Annotated in this window: 14 protein-coding genes; 5 read left to right on the top strand and 9 right to left on the bottom strand. The window is 64.5% G+C overall.

Annotated elements, in window-relative coordinates:
• Positions 1-119: 119 nt before the first annotated feature.
• The gene (locus FJ988_RS18700; protein WP_140819818.1) at positions 120-2,732 is read right to left on the bottom strand and encodes an ATP-dependent helicase; all 2,613 of its coding nucleotides are present in this window, start codon (positions 2,730-2,732) and stop codon (positions 120-122) included.
• Between the two features lie 162 nt (positions 2,733-2,894).
• Between FJ988_RS18700 and FJ988_RS18695 the strand changes: the two genes are divergently transcribed.
• Complete coding sequence (locus tag FJ988_RS18695) at positions 2,895-5,210, top strand: glucose/quinate/shikimate family membrane-bound PQQ-dependent dehydrogenase (RefSeq protein ID WP_140819817.1); 2,316 nt, start codon at positions 2,895-2,897, stop codon at positions 5,208-5,210.
• Between the two features lie 288 nt (positions 5,211-5,498).
• On the opposite strand, the gene FJ988_RS18690 is transcribed toward FJ988_RS18695, so the two are convergent.
• Positions 5,499-7,547 carry an EAL domain-containing protein gene (locus FJ988_RS18690; protein ID WP_348644315.1) on the bottom strand — a complete coding sequence of 683 codons (2,049 nt, stop codon included), beginning with the start codon at positions 7,545-7,547 and terminating at the stop codon, positions 5,499-5,501.
• 498 nt (positions 7,548-8,045) lie between these two features.
• Entirely contained in the window at positions 8,046-8,483 is a 438-nt protein-coding gene (locus FJ988_RS18685) for a hypothetical protein (protein ID WP_140819815.1), read from the bottom strand.
• A gap of 206 nt (positions 8,484-8,689) precedes the next feature.
• On the opposite strand from FJ988_RS18685, the gene FJ988_RS18680 reads away from it, so the two are divergent.
• Complete coding sequence (locus FJ988_RS18680) at positions 8,690-9,574, top strand: dienelactone hydrolase family protein (protein ID WP_140819814.1); 885 nt, start codon at positions 8,690-8,692, stop codon at positions 9,572-9,574.
• 3 nt (positions 9,575-9,577) lie between these two features.
• Here the strand turns inward: FJ988_RS18680 and FJ988_RS18675 are convergent, their stop codons facing one another.
• From FJ988_RS18675 to FJ988_RS18665, 3 genes are all read right to left on the bottom strand, one after another.
• Entirely contained in the window at positions 9,578-10,027 is a 450-nt protein-coding gene (locus tag FJ988_RS18675) for a response regulator (RefSeq protein WP_140819813.1), read from the bottom strand.
• Positions 10,024-11,163: a histidine kinase dimerization/phosphoacceptor domain -containing protein gene (locus tag FJ988_RS18670; RefSeq protein ID WP_140819812.1), complete on the bottom strand. Its 1,140-nt coding sequence runs from the start codon at positions 11,161-11,163 to the stop codon at positions 10,024-10,026. The genes FJ988_RS18675 and FJ988_RS18670 overlap by 4 nt, the downstream gene beginning before the upstream one ends.
• 143 nt (positions 11,164-11,306) lie before the next feature.
• Positions 11,307-12,200 carry a DMT family transporter gene (locus FJ988_RS18665; protein ID WP_140819811.1) on the bottom strand — a complete coding sequence of 298 codons (894 nt, stop codon included), beginning with the start codon at positions 12,198-12,200 and terminating at the stop codon, positions 11,307-11,309.
• Positions 12,201-12,288: 88 nt separating this feature from the next.
• Here FJ988_RS18665 and FJ988_RS18660 point away from each other — a divergent pair, with 88 nt between their 5' ends.
• Positions 12,289-12,765, top strand: coding sequence for an Lrp/AsnC family transcriptional regulator (locus FJ988_RS18660; protein ID WP_140819810.1), 477 nt, complete (start codon positions 12,289-12,291; stop codon positions 12,763-12,765).
• A 13-nt stretch (positions 12,766-12,778) separates the two neighbouring features.
• Here FJ988_RS18660 and FJ988_RS18655 read toward each other — a convergent pair whose 3' ends face one another.
• Together FJ988_RS18655 and FJ988_RS18650 are read right to left on the bottom strand one after the other, a co-directional pair.
• Positions 12,779-12,976: a hypothetical protein gene (locus FJ988_RS18655; protein WP_140819809.1), complete on the bottom strand. Its 198-nt coding sequence runs from the start codon at positions 12,974-12,976 to the stop codon at positions 12,779-12,781.
• 145 nt (positions 12,977-13,121) lie between these two features.
• Positions 13,122-13,607 (bottom strand): thioesterase family protein, encoded by a 486-nt coding sequence (locus tag FJ988_RS18650; RefSeq protein WP_140819808.1) that lies wholly within the window; start codon positions 13,605-13,607, stop codon positions 13,122-13,124.
• A 158-nt stretch (positions 13,608-13,765) separates the two neighbouring features.
• On the opposite strand from FJ988_RS18650, the gene FJ988_RS18645 reads away from it, so the two are divergent.
• Positions 13,766-15,181, top strand: a complete 1,416-nt coding sequence (locus FJ988_RS18645; RefSeq protein WP_140819807.1) for an FAD-binding oxidoreductase — start codon at positions 13,766-13,768, stop codon at positions 15,179-15,181.
• 121 nt (positions 15,182-15,302) lie between these two features.
• Positions 15,303-19,322, top strand: a complete 4,020-nt coding sequence (locus FJ988_RS18640) for an AsmA-like C-terminal region-containing protein (RefSeq protein ID WP_140819806.1) — start codon at positions 15,303-15,305, stop codon at positions 19,320-19,322.
• A 38-nt stretch (positions 19,323-19,360) separates the two neighbouring features.
• Here the strand turns inward: FJ988_RS18640 and FJ988_RS18635 are convergent, their stop codons facing one another.
• Positions 19,361-19,792: a MarR family winged helix-turn-helix transcriptional regulator gene (locus FJ988_RS18635; RefSeq protein WP_140819805.1), complete on the bottom strand. Its 432-nt coding sequence runs from the start codon at positions 19,790-19,792 to the stop codon at positions 19,361-19,363.
• Positions 19,793-19,860 lie beyond the last annotated feature (68 nt).

Below are 19,860 nucleotides of genomic sequence, written 5' to 3'. Positions count from 1 at the left end.
CATGCCGCCAGCACCTCTCCGCCGAGCGGTCTAGGACGCGAACGTGATGGTTGCGTGACAGGAGACTGGGTTAGCTGACGCTGATGAAACAAGAATCGGCAGGTTGGTCGAAGGGCCGTTCACACCGGCGCGACGAAGCCGTCCAGCACGCGCTTCTGGCCGGCCTTGTCGAAGTCGATGGTGAGCTTGTTGCCCTCGATCGCCGATATGTTGCCGTTGCCGAATTTCTGGTGGAAGACGCGGTCGCCGACATTGAAGGCTGACGGGGTGTCGGCGACGGATTTGGCGACCAGCTCGCCTTCGATGGTGCGGCCCTTCACCGAGGTGCGGCCGGCGCCGTAGCCGCTATCGGTCTCGCCATAGCCGATGCGCTCGACCTGGTGGCCGGAGCGGGTGCCCCAGTTGCGGTCGGTCGCCTCGGTGCGGTTCGCCTGGGCGCGCTGCCAGCCGGGCGTGGCATAGGTGTTGGAGAAGGAGCCCTGATCCTTGGCGCCGATATTGTCAAAGCGCGAGGCGCCGTAAGGGTTCTGCCGGCCGCCGCCACCGCGCCCTGAGGCAAAGGCTCCACCGCCATAGGGATTGCCATAGCCGCCATAGCTGCTGCCGCCGTCGGCGACATCGACATGGGTTTCCGGCAGTTCATTGACGAAGCGCGACGGGATCGTCGACTGCCAAAGACCGTGGATTTGACGGTTGGACACGAACCAGATGTGCAGGTTCTTCTTCGCCCGCGTCAGGCCGACATAGGCGAGCCGCCGCTCTTCCTCCAGGCCCGAACGCCCGCCTTCGTCCAGCGCGCGCTGATGCGGAAACAGGCCTTCCTCCCAGCCGGGAAGGAACACGGTCTCGAATTCGAGGCCCTTGGCCGAGTGCAGCGTCATGATCGAGACGGCGTCCTGCTCGGCATTCTGCTCGGCGTCCATGACCAGCGCGACATGTTCGAGGAAGGAGCGGAGCGACTCGTACTCCTCCATGGAGCGGATCAACTCTTTCAGGTTCTCCAGCCGCCCGGGCGCGTCGGCCGAGCGGTCGTTCCTCCACATGTCGGTGTAGCCGCTCTCCTCGAGAATGGTCTCGGCAAGCTCGGTGTGCGGCGTCGTTTCCAGCGCCTTCTGCCAGCGTTCGAAATTGGCGGCGACTTCGCGCAAGGCCGCGCGCGGCTTCGGCTTCAGCTCGTCGCTTTCGGCAAGCGTGGCGGCGGCCTCCAGCATCGGAATGCGCATCGCGCGGGCCGTGTCGTGGATCTGGCGGATGGTGGCTTCGCCCAGTCCGCGCTTCGGGGTGTTGACGATGCGCTCGAAGGCGAGGTCGTCGCCGCTGTTGGCGACGACGCGGAAGAAGGCCAGCGCGTCGCGGATTTCGAGGCGCTCGTAGAAGCGCGGGCCGCCGATGACGCGGTAATTCAGGCCCAGCGTGATGAAGCGGTCTTCGAAGGCGCGCATCTGGAAGGACGCGCGCACCAGGATCGCCATGTCGTTGAGGGGATGCTTCTGGCGCTGGTAGGCCTCGATCGTCTCGCCTATGGCGCGCGCTTCCTCCTCGGAATCCCAGGCGGCATGGACATGCACCTTGTCGTCCTCGGGGTCGTCGCGGTCGGTGAAGAGCGTCTTGCCGAAGCGGCCTTCATTGTGGGCGATGAGATGTGAGGCGGCGCCGAGGATATGCGCGGTGGAGCGGTAGTTACGCTCCAGCCTTATGATGGTGGCGCCCGGGAAATCCTTGTCGAAACGCAGGATGTTGTCGACCTCGGCGCCGCGCCAGCCATAGATCGACTGGTCGTCGTCACCGACGCAGCAAATGTTGACTTTGTTTTCGCTCGCGGCCGCGCGCTCGCTCCGCTCGCTGGCCTCCGCAGGGGCGGCCTGGCCGGCCGATGGCGCCCGCCCGGCGCTGGGCCGCTGCGCCAAGAGCCGCAGCCACATGTATTGCGCGGTGTTGGTGTCCTGGTATTCGTCGACCAGTATGTATTTGAACTTGCGGTGATATTCCTTCAGCACGTCCGGATTGGCGCGGAAGATGCGGATGGGGTGATAGAGCAGGTCGCCGAAGTCGCAGGAGTTCAGCGTCTGCAGCCGCTCTTGATAGGCCTTGTAGAGCTGACGGCCCTTGCCGTTGGCGAAGCTGCGCGCATCGCCTTCGGCGATCTCGTCGGGACCGAGTCCCTTGTTCTTCCAGTTGTCGAGCATCTGGGCGAAGGTCTTGGCCGGCCAGCGCTTGTCGTCAAGTCCCTCGGCCTGGATCAACTGCTTGATCAGCCGTACCACGTCGTCGGTGTCGAGGATGGTGAAATCGGATTTCAGCCCCGCCAACTCGGCGTGGCGGCGCAATAGCTTGACGCCGATCGAATGGAAGGTGCCGAGCCACGGCATGCCCTCGACATTGCCTTCGCCGATCAGGTGGCCGATGCGCTGCTTCATCTCGCGCGCGGCCTTGTTGGTGAAGGTGACCGCCAGGATCTGCGACGGGAACGCCCGGCCGGTGGCGAGGATGTGGGCGATGCGGGTGGTGAGCACGCGTGTCTTGCCGGTGCCGGCGCCGGCCAGCACCAGGACCGGGCCTTCGGTCGTCTCGACCGCAAGCCGCTGTTCGGGGTTCAAACCCTTCAAATAATCGGGCTGGCTGTTCTGGCCGCTGCGGGCAGCCATGGCGCGCGCGGCTATGCCGGATGGGGCCGGTGCCGGCCGCGCATTCGGTTCATCGAAAAAAGGCATGTCCTCGGAAAAGCCCGACATCGCTCCCGAATGTAGTGATTCGGCAGCGAAAGACCAGAACTGTCTACGTTTTGTTCTAGTTTTGCGTGTCTGGCGCCAGCTTGACAGCCGGGGCGGGCAGGGGAAAGCTGCCGGCAGGGCAGGGACGGCATGCCGTCGCCTGAAAGTCGAAGGAGCACCGCCTTGGCTGTTACCATCACCGCCCTCGTCCTCTTCCTCATCGGTCTCATCCTCGGCGGCGGCGGCATCTGGCTCGCCGTTCTGGGCGGCAGCTGGTACTACGTCATCGCCGGCCTGGTGTTCCTGATCACCGGCTGGCTGCTGCTCAGTCGCCGGTCGACCTCGCTCTGGCTCTACGCGTTCTTCGTGCTCGCCACCTTGTGCTGGGCGGTGTGGGAAATCGGTTTCGACTGGTGGCAGCTCGGTCCGCGCGGCGGCGTCATCGTGCTGATCGCGCTTTGGCTGCTGACGCCCTGGGCAAGGCGGGACCTAAGAGGTCCCGACGGGCGCGCGCCGCTGATCCTGGCCGTGCTCGCATCGCTTGCGGTCGCTGGCTATTCGATGACGGCCGATCCGCACGACATCGGCGGCACGCTCGGCATGGACAAGGTAACGCCCACCGCCAATCTTGGCGGCGACATGCCTGCGGGCGAATGGCACTTCTACGGTCGCACGCCGTTCGGCCAGCGCTATTCGCCGCTCGACCAGATCACGCCCGACAATGTCGCGAAGCTGCAGCCGGCCTGGACCTATCGCACCGGCGATGTGAAGGGCCCCGACGATATCGGCGAGACGACTTACCAGGTGACGCCGCTGAAGATCGGCGATGCGCTCTACATCTGCACGCCGCATAATTTCGCCATCGCCATCGATGCCGCGACCGGCCAGGAGAAATGGCGCTACGATCCGAAGATCAAGCTCGATCCCAACCGCCAGCACCAGACCTGCCGCGGCGTCTCCTATTATGCCGACGCCAAGACCGCCGCCGGCCAGCCGTGCGCGGCGCGCATCTATCTGCCGACCTCGGACGCCAGACTGATCGCGCTCGATGCCGCCACCGGGCAGCTCTGCCCGTCCTTCGCCGAGGGTGGCACGCTGAACCTGATGGCCAACATGCCTTATCCGAAGTCGGGCTACTACTATTCGACCTCGGCGCCGCTGATCGTCGCCGGCAAGATCATCGTCGGCGGCGCGGTCAACGACAATTACTCGACCGAGGAGCCGTCCGGCGTCATCCGCGCCTTCGACGTGGATACCGGCGCGCTGATCTGGAACTGGGATTCCGGCAATCCGGACGTGACGACGCCGCTGCCCGTCGGTCAGACCTACACGCACAACTCGCCCAACATGTGGTCGACGGCGAGCGCCGACGAGAAGCTCGGCCTGCTCTACGTGCCGCTCGGCAATCAGACTCCCGACCAGCTCGGCGCCGGGCGCAGCGCCAATGTCGAGAAATTCTCCTCCTCGATCACCGCGCTCGACCTCGCCACCGGGCAGTTGCGCTGGGTGCGGCAGACGGTGCATCACGATCTGTGGGACATGGACGTACCGGCGCAGCCGTCGCTGGTCGACATCACCACCGCGAGCGGCGTGGTGCCGGCGCTGGTCGGGCCGACCAAGCAGGGCGATCTCTATGTGCTCGACCGGCGCAGCGGCGAGCCGATCATTCCGGTCAAGGAAGTGCCGGCGCCGGGTGGCGCGATCGAGGGCGACCATGCCTCGCCGACACAGCCGAGCTCGGACCTCTCCTTCAATCCGAAACCGCTGACCGGAGCCGACATGTGGGGCGTGACCCTATTCGATCAGCTGGCGTGCCGGATCGAGCTGAAGAAATTGCGCTATGAGGGCCGCTACACGCCGCCTTCGCTGCAGGGCTCGCTGATCTATCCGGGCAATTTCGGCGTCTTCAACTGGGGCGGCGTCGCCGTCGATCCTGTGCGCCAGGTGATGTTCGGCATGCCGACCTATCTGGCGTTCACGTCAAGGCTTATCCCGCGCGCGGACGTGCCGCCGCCGGGCGACAACACCAAGGGCAGCGAGCAGGGGCTGAACCGCAACGAAGGCGCGCCCTATGCCGTGGTTATGGGGCCGTTCCTGTCGCCGCTCGGCATTCCCTGCCAGGCGCCGCCCTGGGGCTATGTCGCCGGCGTCGACCTCAAGACCGGCAACATCGCCTACAAGCACCGCAACGGCACCGTCTATGACATGACGCCGCTGCCCCTGCCGCTCAAGGTCGGTGTTCCGGGCATCGGCGGGCCGATGATCACGGCCGGCGGCGTCGCCTTCCTGGGTGCCGCGGTCGACGATTATCTGCGCGCCTACGATCTTGCCAGCGGCAAGCAGCTCTGGCAGGCGCGGCTGCCGGCCGGCGGGCAATCGACGCCGATGACCTATACGGTGGCCGATGGCCGCCAGTTCGTGGTCATCGTCGCCGGCGGTCACGGCTCGGTCGGCACCAAGCCGGGTGACTATGTGATGGCCTATGCTTTGCCGAAATAGGTTCAGGTGAGGCCGGCCTGCGAACGGCGAGTTCCTGCGCTTCCGGCCACTTGTTTCGCATATGCTGGAGATTGGCCGAAGCCTTCGCGACTTCGTCATCCACGGGCGGAGCGACGCGAAGCGGAGCGCAGACCCGAGGATCCATTCCGTTACCTTAATCGAGGAGCGCAGCGGTGGAGAATTCTGCACCGTCGCAGCGCTCGGATGTCACGGAATGGATCCTCGGGTCTGCGCGCGTCGCTTCGCTCCTTGCTCCGCCCGTGGATGACGACGGCGCGGAGGTTTCAGCTACGCAACAGCGGCCGCCCGCCGGACGGCCCGCCGGGTTTCAGCGCTGCCGATCTCCCGGCCATGCATGAGCGCGAAGATCTCGCCGAAAGGCGCGGGACGGCCGAGCAGGAACCCTTGCGCTTCGTTGCAGCCTTCGGCGCGCAGGATCGAGAGTTGGCTGTGCGTCTCGACACCTTCGGCCAGCACCGGGATATGCAGGCTCTGGCCGAGCGCCAGCACGGCGCGGATGATGGCCTTGGCCTGTGGGCTGGTCTCGACCTCGGACATGAAGGAGCGGTCGAGCTTGATCTTGTCGAAGGGGAAGGCGCGCAGCGTCTCCAGCGAGGAATAGCCGGTGCCGAAATCGTCGATGGCGATGGTGACGCCAAGCGCCTTGATGCGCCGCAGGATGTTCAGCGTGCGGTTCTTGTCGGCGATGATGGTGGTCTCGGTGATCTCGAGCTCGAGCCGGCTCGGCTTCAAACCGGTCTCGAGCAGGATCTCGTGCACGAGCTTCGGCAGGTCGGCATGGGCAAACTGCACCGGCGAGAGATTGACCGCGATCTTGTAGGGGTGATCCCACGAGGCGGCCTTGGCGCAGGCGGTGCGCAGCACCCATTCGCCGAGCGGCAGGATCAAACCGCTCTCTTCGGCCAGCGGAATGAACTCGGCCGGCGAGATGCTGCCGCGGGTCGGATGCTTCCAGCGCAGCAGCGCCTCATAACCGCGGATGTCGCCGGTCGAGACGGAGGTCTGGACCTGGTAGTGCAGGTCGAATTGGCCGTTCTCGACCGCGTCGCGCAGATCGTTGACCAGTGTGCGGTTGGCGCGCACGGCTTCATCCATGGCCTGCTCATAGAAACAGACGGTCTGGGTTACGTTTGCCTTGGCGCGGTACATGGCGAGGTCTGCGTTGTTGACCAGCGCCTCGCGGTTGTGCGCGTCGTTCGGGTAGATGGCGACGCCGAGGCTCGCGCCGGTGGTGGTCTCCATCTCGCCAATCCTGACCGGCGCGAAAAGCGCCGTCTCGAGGCGCGCTACAAATTCGACGAGGTCCGATTGGTTCTTCATGCGCTTGACGCCGGCGAACTCGTCGCCGCCGAGACGGGCGACGAACTCGCCGTCCTGCAGCAGCGCGCCCATGCGTTCGGCGAGTGTCTTCAAAGCCAGGTCACCGGCGTGGTGCCCCCACATGTCGTTGATTTCCTTGAAGCGGTCGAGATCGATGCCGATCACCGCGACCTTGCCGGCGACTTCGTCCGCACGGTCGATCTCGCGGTCGAGATGGTCGTTGAAGTTCGCGCGGTTCGGCAAGCCGGTCAGTGTGTCGTTCATCGCCAGGTGCTGGAGGCGCTGAAAGGCCTCCGAGCGCGTCTGGTCATCGATCAGATAGCTGGCGAGGCCGGTGCCGATGATGATCAGGCCGGCGACGGCGACGCCGAGCGCCATGGCTTGCAGCGCCACCGCGTCGGCATTGGAACTGCGCATTATAAGCGGTGTTACCTGCACCGCCGACATCGCGGTGAAATGAAGGGTGACGATGGCCAGCACCAGAACCGCGGCCGCCCAGTATTTGCGGGCCGATATCCGTTCGTTGAGCGCGATGGTGATGGCGAGACAGGCAAACACCACCGAAAGCAGGACCGAGGCTGCGACGTAGGTCGTGTTCCATTCGATGATGCCGTCGACATGATAGGCGGCCATGCCCGTGTAATGCATGCCGGAGATCGCGAGGCCGATAATCGTGCCGCCGACCAGGGGCGAGATCAGCGGGGCGCGGCCGGTCGCGGCGATGAAGCCGGCCGCGGTGCCGGCGATGGCGATGAACAGCGAGACAATCGTCAGCACCGGATCGAAGGTGATCGGCGCGCCGGGATCGTAGGCCAGCATGGCGACGAAATGCGTGCACCAGATCGAGGATCCGGTGCAGACCGCGGTGAGGAAATGCCAGCCGATCTGCTGCAGCCCGGTGGATTCGTGCGAGCGAAGAAAGAGCCTGATCGTCGCCCAGGAGCCGGCGCTGCAGACCAGCGCCGCGACGAGCACGAGCCACAAATTGTGGTTCATTGTCACGCAGGATATGACGCGCATCATTAGCCGGGTTGCTCTCTTCGAACGCGGAGGTGCCTGGCCTTCCTGCCTGTCCACGATCGCCCGGTGCCCGTCGACGGGAGCATCCGATTTGTCGGCGAGGGTGGTGACACAGGCGATAAAAGGCAGCCGCCCCCAATGCGGATACCGATAGTTCGGCCTACAACCTGCGATGCAACTTATAATAGATGGTTAATTGCAATGAAACGCGCCCCTTCAGGGCTGCGGCATGGTTTCTGGAATATGTATGATAATGCAGCCGTGCTTATAATATCGATATTTTTATCTCTCGCGTGCAGGCTCCGTTCCAGCCGGGAGAGGTCTACAGCCGGCTAGGCAAATCATGATGGGCGGAGCCGCAACATCCTTCGCCCAAGGGCGCAACTCAGGGCTGAAAGATGTTCGAGGCGCCGGCCTGGTGTCTCGATGGATGTCGTTATCCCAGAACCGCTGCGCACTTCTGGGCGACATGCATTAAAGGCCGAGATGGCTCTTCAAGCCGGGCACCTGGCCGAGAACCTGGTTTGTGAGATCCGGACCGGCAGCGGCCTCGGCCTGCTTGATCAGCGTCTCGCCGGCTTCCTGGATCTGCGCCATGTCAAGGCCGGAGGCCTTGAGCGCGGCGACGCCGTTGATCAAGGCGCCGGCCTTTCCGCCGAGCACGCCGCCAAGCGCGCCCTCCAACGAAGACAGGAAGCCACCGCCCGAACCGGCCGCGGCGCCGGCTGCCATGACATCGTATTTCTGGGCCAGCGCATCGGCGCCGGGGATCTGGGCGAAGAAGGAAGACACGCTGGTGCCTTCCGCCTCGTGCTCGAGCACCGAGAAGATGGTGCCGACGACCTTCTCCGTGGTCGCCTGGTCGAGCCCGGCCTTTTGCGAAACGGTGTTGACGATATCCTGGACGTTCATGGCATTCCCCTTTGCGTCGATCGAACCGGCGAGGCGGCTTTGAGCAGCTTCCCGTCGCAATGTGACAGCATCATCAAGGCTTTCGGAAATGACCAAAACGTGATGGACGCAAAGGTCGCCCGCAATCGTCATTGGACCGTGACTGGACCGGGCGGATCGCGGCCCTATCTTGCGGACACCCTCCACCATCCCCTCGAGGAAGCGCCATGACCGAACCAGCCAAGCCCGTCGTTACCCAGGCGATGATCGATGCCTATGACGAATACACGCATCTGACGCTCGATCGGCGCCGCTTCATGGATCAATTGACGAAACTGGCGGGTTCGGGTGCCGCCGCTGCGGTGATCGCGCCGATGCTGGCGGCGAATTCGGCGCAGGCGGCGATCGTCGCCGAGGACGACAAACGAGTGAAGGGCGAGGACATCACCTATCGCGGGTCTAGCGGCGAGATGAAAGCCTATCTGGTCAGGCCAGCGAGCCTATCGGGCAAGCTCGGCACCGTCATCGTCATTCACGAGAATAGAGGGCTCAACGCCCATATCCGCGACGTCGCCCGGCGCGTCGCGCTGGAAGGCTTCGTGGCGCTGGCGCCCGACTTCCTGTCGCCGCTTGGCGGCACGCCGTCCGACGAGGACAAGGCGCGCGACATGTTTACCAAGCTGGCCGGGACGCAGGTCGTTGCCGACGGCAAGGCGACCATCGCCTACCTCCAGAGCGACAAGGACGGCAACGGCAAGGTCGGCGCGGTTGGCTTCTGCTGGGGCGGCGGCGCAGTGAACCAGCTTGCCGTCAATGCGCCGGACCTTGCAGCCGGAGTCGCCTATTACGGCATGCAGCCGAAGGCCGAGGACGTGCCGAAGATCAAGGCGGCGCTGCTGCTTCACTATGCCGGACTGGACGAGCGCACCAATGCCGGCATCGACGCCTACAAGAAGGCGCTCGATGCGGCCCATGTCGAAAACACCGTCTATGTCTATGACGGCGCCAATCACGCCTTCAACAACGATACCTCGGCCGCGCGCTACGACAAGAAGGCGGCCGACCTGGCGTGGGGGCGCACGGTCGCTTTCCTCAAGGCGAAGCTGGCGTAGCGATCACGCGGTCGATGGCGCCCAGACTGTCGAGAAGGCTGGCGACAGCGTAAAGCCGGCCGGCAGCGCCGAGACAGGCGGCGGTCGCCTGACGCCTTCATGGAGATAGCGCAGCGCCGACATCAGCCCGTTCATCGTATAGGGCTTTGAAATAACGCCGACGGCGCCGGCGAAATTGTCCGGGATGCGTTTGGGGTTGGCGGTCATGAACACAACCATCGAGCGGCCGGAACGCCTGATATGCTCCGCGACGTCGACGCCTGTCGGTCCATCGGACAGATGTATGTCGACGAAGGCGATGTCGGCTTCGCTGGCATCGACCATTGTCCTGGCTTCCATCGATGACATCGCCCAGCCGATGACATTGTGGCCTGCATCCTCGATCAGGCTTTCCAGTTCCATCGCCAGCAAAGCTTGATCCTCGACAATGAGCACCTTCAATGGCTCGGTCATGACGCATCACCCTTACTCTGCGGCCCGTTCGGCATTTTGATAACAACATGCGTACCAGGGGTTGAGTTCCGCCATTCGACATCTGCGTGAAGCTGCCGCCCGAGCTGACGGATCAGCCGCATGCCGAACGAGGCATCGCCATTGGCTCCGTTCATGCCGACACCATCATCGGACACCTCGATGATCAGGTGCCCGTCCGGCTGGCTCATCTTGACGCCTATCCTTCCAGGCGCGGCATTGTCCTTGAATGCGTGCTTCAACGCGTTGGTGATGAGCTCGTTGACGATGAGCGCCACCGGCGTCGCCTTGTCGGCAGGGACTACGATCGGCTCCAGATCCAGCTTAGATTTGATCTGCGGCCTGCCGGAAGCGGCGAGCAGATCCGAAACCAGGTCTCTGGCGAAATCGGAGACATCGAACTGGCTGACGTCCTTCGATTGGTAGAGCCGGCGATGCACGGTGCTCAGCGCCTCGATCCGTTCCAGCATGGTGGCAAGCGAGTTCCTGACAGCTTCGTCCTTTATGGTGCGGCTTTGCATCAGGATCAGCGACGATATCATCTGCAGATTGTTCTTCACCCGGTGGTCGACCTCGTGCAGCAGGGCGGTCTGCGTCTCAAGCGCTGCCTGAAGTTCCGCCGTACGTTCCTTGACGGCTTCCTCGAAGCGTTCCTTGTCCGCCGTGATCCGATGCTCCGATTGCTTGCGGTCGGTGACGTCGAGCTGCGAGGCGAAGAAGAACAAAAGCTCGCCTTTGTCGTTCGAGACCGGGCTGATGTAGAGCGCGTTCCAGAAGCTCGACCCGTCTTTGCGGTAGTTCAAAAGGTCGACGCTGATGTCGTTACCTTCCGCAATCGCCTTCCGCAATTCCTCGATGGCATCGGGGTCCGTGTCCGGCCCTTGCAGGAAGCGGCAGTTCTTGCCCATGATCTCTTCACGCGCGTATCCCGTCAGCCGCAAGAACGAGTCGTTGGCGAAAACGATCGGGTTGTCCGGCTTGCGCGGATCGGTGATCAGCATCGACATGCGCGTGGCGCGGATCGCCGCCGCGAACGGATCGCCCTTGCCATGTTCGACGTGAAGATCGTCGGTCATGTGCCATGCGTCAGGCGGCTCTCTTGTGCGTTTTTCGTCCATTTTCCAACTCCAAGCCAGTTTTGCCGCCACAACGGCCCAAGCTTCGAATTGGTTCAACCCAGGGATTTGTTGTCGCACGCGGGAAAGTGACGGAACCAAAGGGCAGGTTTTGTAAGCTTATGAGCTGAAATACTTTTTCTAACCTAGCGCGGCATTGGCTTGTGCATGGCGACGCCGGTCACAACCAGCGCAATCCCGAAACAATCGGTGATGCCGGGCATCTGGTGCAACACCACGACGCCGATCAGCGTAGCGGTCAGCGGCAGCAGGGAGAGCATCAGCGCGAAGCTGGCGCGGGGTAAGCGCGCCATGGCAAGCTGGTCGCATATATAGGGGATGACCGACGAGCAGATACCGACGCCGATGGCGGCGAGCAACAATTGCGGCACCGAGAAAGCCGGCAGCGCCTCGCTGAAGCCGATGGGCAGCACGACGAAGAACGCGATCGCCATGGCTGTACCGAGGCCGGCAATGCCGAGGCCGGTTTGCGCAACCCTGTGGCCGATGACGATGTAGCCGACAAAGAGCGCGCCGTTGAGGAAGGCCCAGAACAGGCCGGCGGGGTCGCTTCCCCATTTCACGTCGATGAGCAGCAAGGTGCCGGCGACGGCGATGGCTAGGGCGGCGACATTGCGCGGGCTGCGCAATCCGACCAGCGCCACGCCGATGGTGCCGACGAACTCGATCGCGGCGACCAGCGAGATCGGCAGGCGTTCGAGCGCCAGATAGAAGGAGCAGTTCATCACCGCAAGGCAAACGCCGAAGGCGATGAACAGCAGCCGGCCGGAGCGATCGGCGCGTGCCAGCACCCGCCAGGGTCTGGTCAAGGGCGCGAAGATGAGCGCCGCGGTGGCGATGCGCAGCCAGGCCATGCCGAGCACGCCGACCTCAGCAAACAAGAGCACCGCGAAGGCGGGGCCAAGATAGTGGAAGACGGCGCTGACGCAGAACCAGACATGCGGCGGCAGCGTGTTGGCCAATCCGGCAAGAGCGGGGCGGACAGGGCTTTCAGCCGGGGCTTGCGTTGAGGTTTCCATGCACTAATTATCGCAGGCAAATTCCATCGAAGACATGGAAGATGAGCGGCAGAACAGCCATTCTTATTTGTGAAGAAAGACAATTCTGGTGAAACGCCTTCTAAACGAAAATGCCGATCTCGACGCGGCCGATCTCAAAATCCTGCGGCTCCTGGAAAAGGACGCCCGCACCAGCACTGCCGAGCTGGCGCGCGCCGTCGGACTGTCGGCGCCGAGCGTGGCCGAGCGCATCCGCAAGCTGCAGGAGAACGGCGTGATCGAGGCCTATACGGTCCGGATCAATCCGGCGGCGCTCGGGTTGAAACTGTCGGCGTGGCTGAGGATCAGGCCGGTGCCGGGGCAGCTGTCGGTGGTGGCCGAGATCATCCGCGAGCTGCCTGAGATCGCGCAGTGCGACCGGGTGACCGGCGAGGACTGCTTCATCGCGCTGGCGCATGTCGGCTCGGTGAGCGAGCTCGAGCGGGTGATCGACCGTATCATTCCCTATGCGATGACCAACACCGCGATCATCCAGTCGTCGCCGGTCGAGCCGCGCTCGCCGCTCGGCGGGTTAAAGCAGAACTGAAGGGCCCCGATGATCAGCCGTGCCCGCGCCGCATGCGCGCCTGGGTCAGGATCGCGCGCCAGCGGATCATGTCGAAGGGGATAGGCTCGTTGTTGTTGGCGATGTGGAAGATCTCATTGTTCACGTTCTTCAGCGATCGCCAGAAATCATAGTCGGTGATGCGTGGATCGGCCGCCAACCGTTCCACCTCGACCTTGATGTCGGTTTTCATGCACTGTCCTCGCACCGCATCCCGCCAGCCGCCCGTGCGCAACCCGGTGCGGCGGTTTTCGAACGGGCCGCTGAGTCGTTCAACGGACTCAACTGGCTTGTTCACGTTAAAACCTTGGTAAGGTTAACGCGGCTGCGGAGGGCCTTCAAGCGGTCTTGCGCTTGATGCCGATGCCGCGGCCGGCGCGCTCCGGCATCGGCAGCACGGCATGGGCGGCGCGCATGGCTTCGACCTTTTCCATCACATCGGCGGGGAAGGGGGCGACCTTCGGTCCGGCCATGTCGACATGCAGCGCGAGCTGCTCGGAAGTGGCGGCCAGCCAGCCGTCGACATGGCGGATTTCCTGATAGGCGCGCAGACGCTTCTCGTCATGGTCGATGAGCTGGAAGGAGACTTTCACCTTGTGGTCGAGGTGCAGCTCCTGGACGTAGCAGACATGGACTTCCGCGGTGTAGATGGTGAGGCGGCGATCCTTGGCGTAGTTCGGCCCCATGCCCATCATCTCGAAGGCGACGTCGGAGCAGCGGTCGAACAGCACATTGTAATAGGCCATGTTGAGGTGGCCGTTATAGTCGATCCATTCCTTCTCGATGCCCATCGGGTCGGAGATGAAGGGGGCGGGAATGGTCATCGTGTTATCCTCGGCTGGACAGGACGTGGCTGGTGAAGTGTCTTTGTTCTGGCGCAACCCCGGACGGAAAACCGCTTCACACTTTTGCCGGAATTGCTTTAGGCATCATCCATAGCTGCATGACAAGGGTGGCCGCTGGTCCATTCGCGGAGGAATTCATGGCTTTGAGCGACCTCAACCCGGTCGAGCGCAACGAGGAAGGCATCGCCGCGGTTCTCGGCATCCTCAAGCAGCGTTTCGGCGAGCGCTTCCAGACCGGCGAGGCGATCCGGGGCCAGCATGCGCACACCACGACCTATATTCCGACGCAGGCGCCGGACGGCGTCGCCTTCGCCGAGAGCACGGCAGAAGTGCAGGAGATCGTGCGTGCCTGTGCCGAGCATCGCGTGCCCGTCATCGCATTCGGCGTCGGTTCCTCGCTCGAGGGCCACACCAATGCGCCGGGCGGCGGCATTTCGATCGACACCTCGCGCATGAGCCGCATCCTGTCGGTCAATCCGCAGGATCTCGACTGCACGGTCGAGCCCGGCGTGACGCGCGAGGCTCTCAACCGTCACCTGCGCGACACCGGCCTGTTTTTCCCGATCGATCCCGGCGCCAATGCTTCGCTGGGCGGCATGGCGGCAACGCGAGCCTCCGGCACCAATGCGGTGCGCTACGGCACGATGCGCGAGAACGTGCTGTCGCTGACCGCCGTGATGGCCGACGGCGAGACAGTGACGACCGGCAAGCGGGCGAAGAAGAGCTCGGCCGGCTACGATCTGACGCGGCTGCTGGTCGGCTCGGAAGGCACGCTCGGCATCATCACCTCGCTGACGCTCAGGCTGCAGGGCATCCCGCAGGCGATCTCCGGCGGCGTCTGCCCGTTTCCCAGCCTGGAAGCCGCCTGCAACACGGTGATCGCGACGATCCAGATGGGCATTCCGGTGGCGCGCATCGAACTGGTCAACGCGCTGCAGATGCGGGCGATGAAGAACTATTCCAAGCTCGACTATCCTGAGAGCCCATGCCTGTTCGTCGAATTCCACGGCAGCGACGCGGGCGTTGCCGAACAGGCCGAGACGTTCGGCATGATCGCCGAGGAGAATGGCGGCGGGCCGTTCCTGTGGACCAGCGTCGCGGAGGAGCGCACGAAACTCTGGAAGGCGCGGCATGACGCCTATTGGTCGTCGCTGACATTGCGCCCCGGCGCCAAGGGGCTGTCGACCGATGTCTGCGTTCCGATCTCGCGGCTGGCCGAATGCGTCACCGAGACCGAGGCCGACATCGCCGAGATGGGATTGATCGCGCCGATCGTCGGCCACGCCGGCGACGGCAATTTCCATGTTCTGGTGCTGATGGATGTCGACAATCCGGCCGAGGTCGCGCTCGCCGAAAAATTCGTCGCCAGGCTGAACATGCGCGCCATCGCCATGGAAGGCACCTGCACCGGCGAGCACGGCATCGGCCAGGGCAAGGTCGGCTTCCTGCGCCACGAGCTCGGCCACGGCGTCGACATCATGCGCACGATCAAGCAGGCGCTCGACCCGCAAAACATCATGAACCCGGGCAAGATCCTGCCGGCAGTGGGATGATGAGTGTCCGCGCGCTGCGGACAGTGCTCGGGATTGCGGCCGACACCGCGCAATTGCCTCTTTATCGACACGCGGATGCAGGTAGAGTGCGGCTGACTTTCAACCCAACCGCCTGGAGCAGATGCTCGCACGTTTGTTCGTGATCTTCGGTGGCCTGTTCGTGCTGGTGCTGTGCGCGGCGCTGGTGGTGCCATATTTTATCGACTGGACGGGTTACCGCGGCGATTTCGAGCGCGAGGCGAGCGCCGTCCTCGGCCGCAAGGTGACGGTGAAGGGCGACGCCACCGCGCGGCTGCTGCCTTTCCCGTCGGTGACCTTCTCGAATGTCGAGGTCGCGGGCGGGCCGGGCGGTCAGCCGGCGATGACGGTCGAGACTTTTTCGATGGATGCCGAACTCGCGCCTTTCCTGCGCGGCGAGGTGCTGATCTTCGACATGCGGCTGGTGCATCCGAAGGCCACCATCGACGTCGCCAATGACGGCACGGTCGACTGGGCGATCCGGCCGTCCTCGCCCTTCGATGCCGGCCAGATCGCCATCGAGAAGCTGACCGTTACCGAAGGCCGGATCGAGCTGCGCCATGCCGCCGGCGGCCGCAGCCATCTGATCACGGAGTTCAATTCGACGATTTCGGCCAAGTCGCTTGCCGGCCCATGGCGCATGGACGGCTCGTTGCGCTTCGACGGCCTGCGCGCGGAAGTCTCCGCCTCGACCGGAAAGGTGGAGGCGGACGGCCAGATGCGGCTGAGGCTCAAGGCGGACCCCGACGCCTATCCGCTGGTTGTCGAGACCGACGGCAATGCCGGCATCGTCAAGGGCGCCGCCGTCTATTCCGGCCAGTTCAAGATTTCGGGTGCGGACAAGAACTCGGCCGAGCTGCGCGGCACGGATGGTGAGCCGGTCAAGGTCAGCACCGGCAAGCCGGATCCCGGCTTCCGCCTCAACGGCAAGTTCGCACTCGACCATCATAAGCTCAATGTCGACGAGTTCCGCTTCGAGACCGGACCTCTCGACAATCCCTATACCGCCGACGGCAAGGCCTCCGTCGACCTCGGCCTCAAGCCGCATTTCGCGATCGAAGCGAGCGGCGCGCAGGTGCAGTTCGACGAGGCGGTCGGCGCCAATGCCGGCGCCGGGCTGACGCTCGACCAGCGTATCGCCGCCTTCGAGCAGACGCTGCAGCACATGCCGAAGCCGACCATTCCGGGCACGCTTGAGATCAGGCTGCCGGCGGTCGTGGCGGGCGACACGACGGTGCGCGACGTGCGGCTTTCGGCCGAGCCGGTCCAGGGCGGCTGGTCGGTGAAATCGCTCGCTGCGACGCTGCCTGGCCGCACGACGCTCGAAGCCGACGGCATGCTGAACGTCGAAGACCGTTTCGGCTTCACCGGCTCGCTGTTGCTTGCCGTCGGGCAGCCCTCCGGCTTTGCCGCCTGGCTGTCGAAGGATGTCGATGAAGCGATCCGCCGGCTGCCGGCTGCCGGCTTCAAGGCCAAGGTCGATCTCAGCCAGAACCGCCAGTCTTTCAGCGATCTCGAACTCATCCTCGGCAAGGCCAAGTTCTCGGGTTCCATCGATTCCAGCCAACCGGACGGCGCCAGGCCATCGGTGTTGATGCGGCTCACCGGCGGCGACATGGATGTCGACGGGCTGGCCGCCTTCGCCTCGATCTTCATCAGCGACAAGGGCGCGAACCGCTTCTCCGATCACGATCTCGACTTCCAGATCAAGGCAGGTCCGGTCAGCGCCGGCGGGCTCACCGCCGACACGATCGACACGGCGCTCAGGCTGCGCGAAGGCCTGTTGGAGATCGACCGGCTCTCGATCGGCGGGCTTGCCGGCGCCTCGATCAGCGCCACCGGCCGGGTCAAGGATTTCCCGCAGGCGCCGACAGGCAAGCTCAACGCCTCGATCGTGGCGGTGGATCTGAAACCGCTGATCGATGTGGCGGCGCAGCACTATCCCGACAATGCGCTGCTGAAAGGCCTGTCCGGGCGCGTCGCCGCCTATCCCGAATTGTTCCAGGACGCTCGCATCGATCTCCTGACGAGTGCGGCCGACAATGGCGACGGCACCACCGGCCTGGCAGTCTCCGCCCAGGGCAAGGCCGGCGGCTCGGCCTTCTCGGCGTCGCTCTCCGGCCAGGGCTCGGCCGACAAGCTGCTCGATGCGCCGGTCTCGATCACCTTCAATGCCCGCAACGACAACGCCACCACGCTGCTTGCGCTTTATGGCCTGCCCGCGCTGCCGCTCGGCATGCTTGGCCACGCCAGCACCGATGTTTCGGCGAAAGGCTCGTTTGCCGGCGGTCTCGCGACCAGCTTCAACCTGACCGCCGACGACTTCAAGGCAAGCTTTGCCGGAACCGTCGCCGAGACGCCGCAAGGCGCCACCGCCAAGGGCAAGGTCAACCTCGACGCCGCCGATATCGAGCCGTGGCTGATGACGACCGGCGTCGGCCTGCCGGGCATGGGCACCGGCACGTCGACTACGCTCTCGGCCGATGCCGATTTCGGCAACGGGCTTTTGGTACTGAGTGGGCTGACCGGTTCGATCAACAAGGCGGCGATTTCGGGCGACGTCAATGTCGATGCCAAGGACGGGCTGCCGCATCTTGCCGGCGCGCTGGCGCTCGACGAGCTCGATCTCGATCCGCTGGCGGTGTCTCTGTTCGGCGACCAGTCCTTCGCGCCCGCCAAAGGCGGATGGCCGACCGCGCCGTTCAGCCAGAAGTCGACGCTGCCGTTCAATGCCGATCTCGACCTTAATGCGTCGGCGCTCGCCGTCGGGCCGTTCGCCACCGCGCATGACGCGAGTTTCTCGCTGAAGCTCGACCGCGAAGGCATCCATGTCTCCGACCTCAAGGCCAAGCTCTATGGCGGAGCGCTGACCGGCCTGTTCGAGCTCAAGAACACGGAAGGCACCGGACTGTTCTCCGGCCAGATGAAGCTTACCGGCGGCGATCTTCCCGACGTATTGCCGGGCGCCGGCATCAGCGGCGGCGGCGACATCTCGGCTGTATTGTCGACCAGCGGCAAGTCGATGGACGGGATGGTTGCGGCTCTGTCGGGGTCCGGCACTGCCGCTTTGAAGGGGTTGAAGATCGATGGCATCAATCCGGACGGGTTTGCCGCCATGATCGCCAAGGCCGACGCGGTCGGGCGCGATATCGACGCCGCCAAGACGGCGGGCTTCGCGCCGCAGATCGCCGGGCAGGGCAGTTTTGCCGCCGGCGATACGGATGTCGCCTTCACCGTTGCCAACGGCACGCTGCGCGCACCGCCGATCAGCCTGAACAATCCGGCGGCAATCCTGTCGGCCGATGTCGCCGCCGATCTCAACACGGAAACCGTGACGGCCAAAGGCGCGATCACCTACCGCCCCGCCGACGAGGCGCTGGTCGGCTCGGAGCCGAGCATCAACTTCAACCTCACCGGGCCGCTGGGAGCGGCCGCTCCTCAGTTCGACAGCGAGCCGCTGGCGCAGTTCCTGACGCAGCGCGCGCTGGAAAAGGAACAGCAGCGGGTCGAGGCGATGCAGGCGGCGCTGCTCGAAAAGCAGAGGCTGCGGCGCGAGGTGCGTTACTACGCGGCGCTGGAGACCGAGCGCGAGAGAGCCGCCGAGGAATTGCGCCGCCAGCAGGAAGAAGCGCGGCAGAAGGCGGAGGCCGAGGCCAGGGCGAAAGCTGAAGCCGAAGCGCAGGCCCAGGCGGAAGCCGAAGCGAAAGCCAAGGCGGAGGAGGAGGCGAAAGCCAAGGCCGAGGCTGACGCCAAGGCGCAGGCCGATGCGGATGCAAAGGCCAAGGCGGATGCCGAGGCGCAAGCCCAGGCGGAACAGCGGGCGGCGGATGAGGCGGCAAAGGCTCAGGCCGAGGCGGACGCAAAGGCCAAGGCTGATGCCGAAGCGAAAGCCCAGGCAGACCAACGGGCTGCCGATCAGGCCGCAAAGGCCAAGGCGGAGGCCGACCGCAAGAAGGCCGAGCAGGCCAAGCTGGAGGCTGCGCGCAAGGCGGCCGGGCAGACGCCGAAGGCCGACAACTCGCTTCCTGGTGTCAATGTCGACGGTTCGACCTCGGTGCCGGCCAAGCCGAAGGCCAATCCGTTCACCATCGACAATCTGTTGAAGTCGCTCGACGGCGGTTGAGCTTCACTGCCAGTATCGGGCTGAAAACGTTGCGGCGATCAGGACGGCTCGTGGCGTGAGAGCAGACGCCGCAGCATCGGTTCGATGCGCGACAACTCGTCGAGATGCGTCGCTGACAAATCCGCCAGCCGGTCGTCCGCCAAAGGCGTCAGTTGCAAGAGCACACGCCGGTTGTCGGCCTTGTCCTGATCCCGGACGACCAGCCCAGCCTCGGCAAGCCGGTTCACCAGTTCGACCGCGCTGTGGTGGCGGATGCGCAGCCGCTCCGCCAGGTCGCCGACCGCCACCGGTCCGCCGCCGGGATAGCCCTTGATCGCCAGCAGCGCCTGATGCTGGCGGGGCGTGAGGCCGGCATCATTGGCCTGGATCTGGCTGAACTCGAGAAAGCGGCGGATGAGATAGCGGAACTCCGACAGCCGCTGGTAATCGGCCTGGCTGATGTCGGGGCGTGGTTTCTGCGGCGTCGTCATGTCTCGACTTATGGCGCTTTCGATGCCTGGCGCAATCCTTGTCCAAAATGACGCGGCAACAGCGGTCG

The organism is Mesorhizobium sp. CU3, assembly GCF_006442965.1.
Classification (GTDB): Bacteria; Pseudomonadota; Alphaproteobacteria; order Rhizobiales; family Rhizobiaceae; genus Mesorhizobium.
The sequence above is the reverse complement of the archived record's forward strand: the minus strand, read 5'-3'. Positions and strand labels throughout refer to the sequence as shown.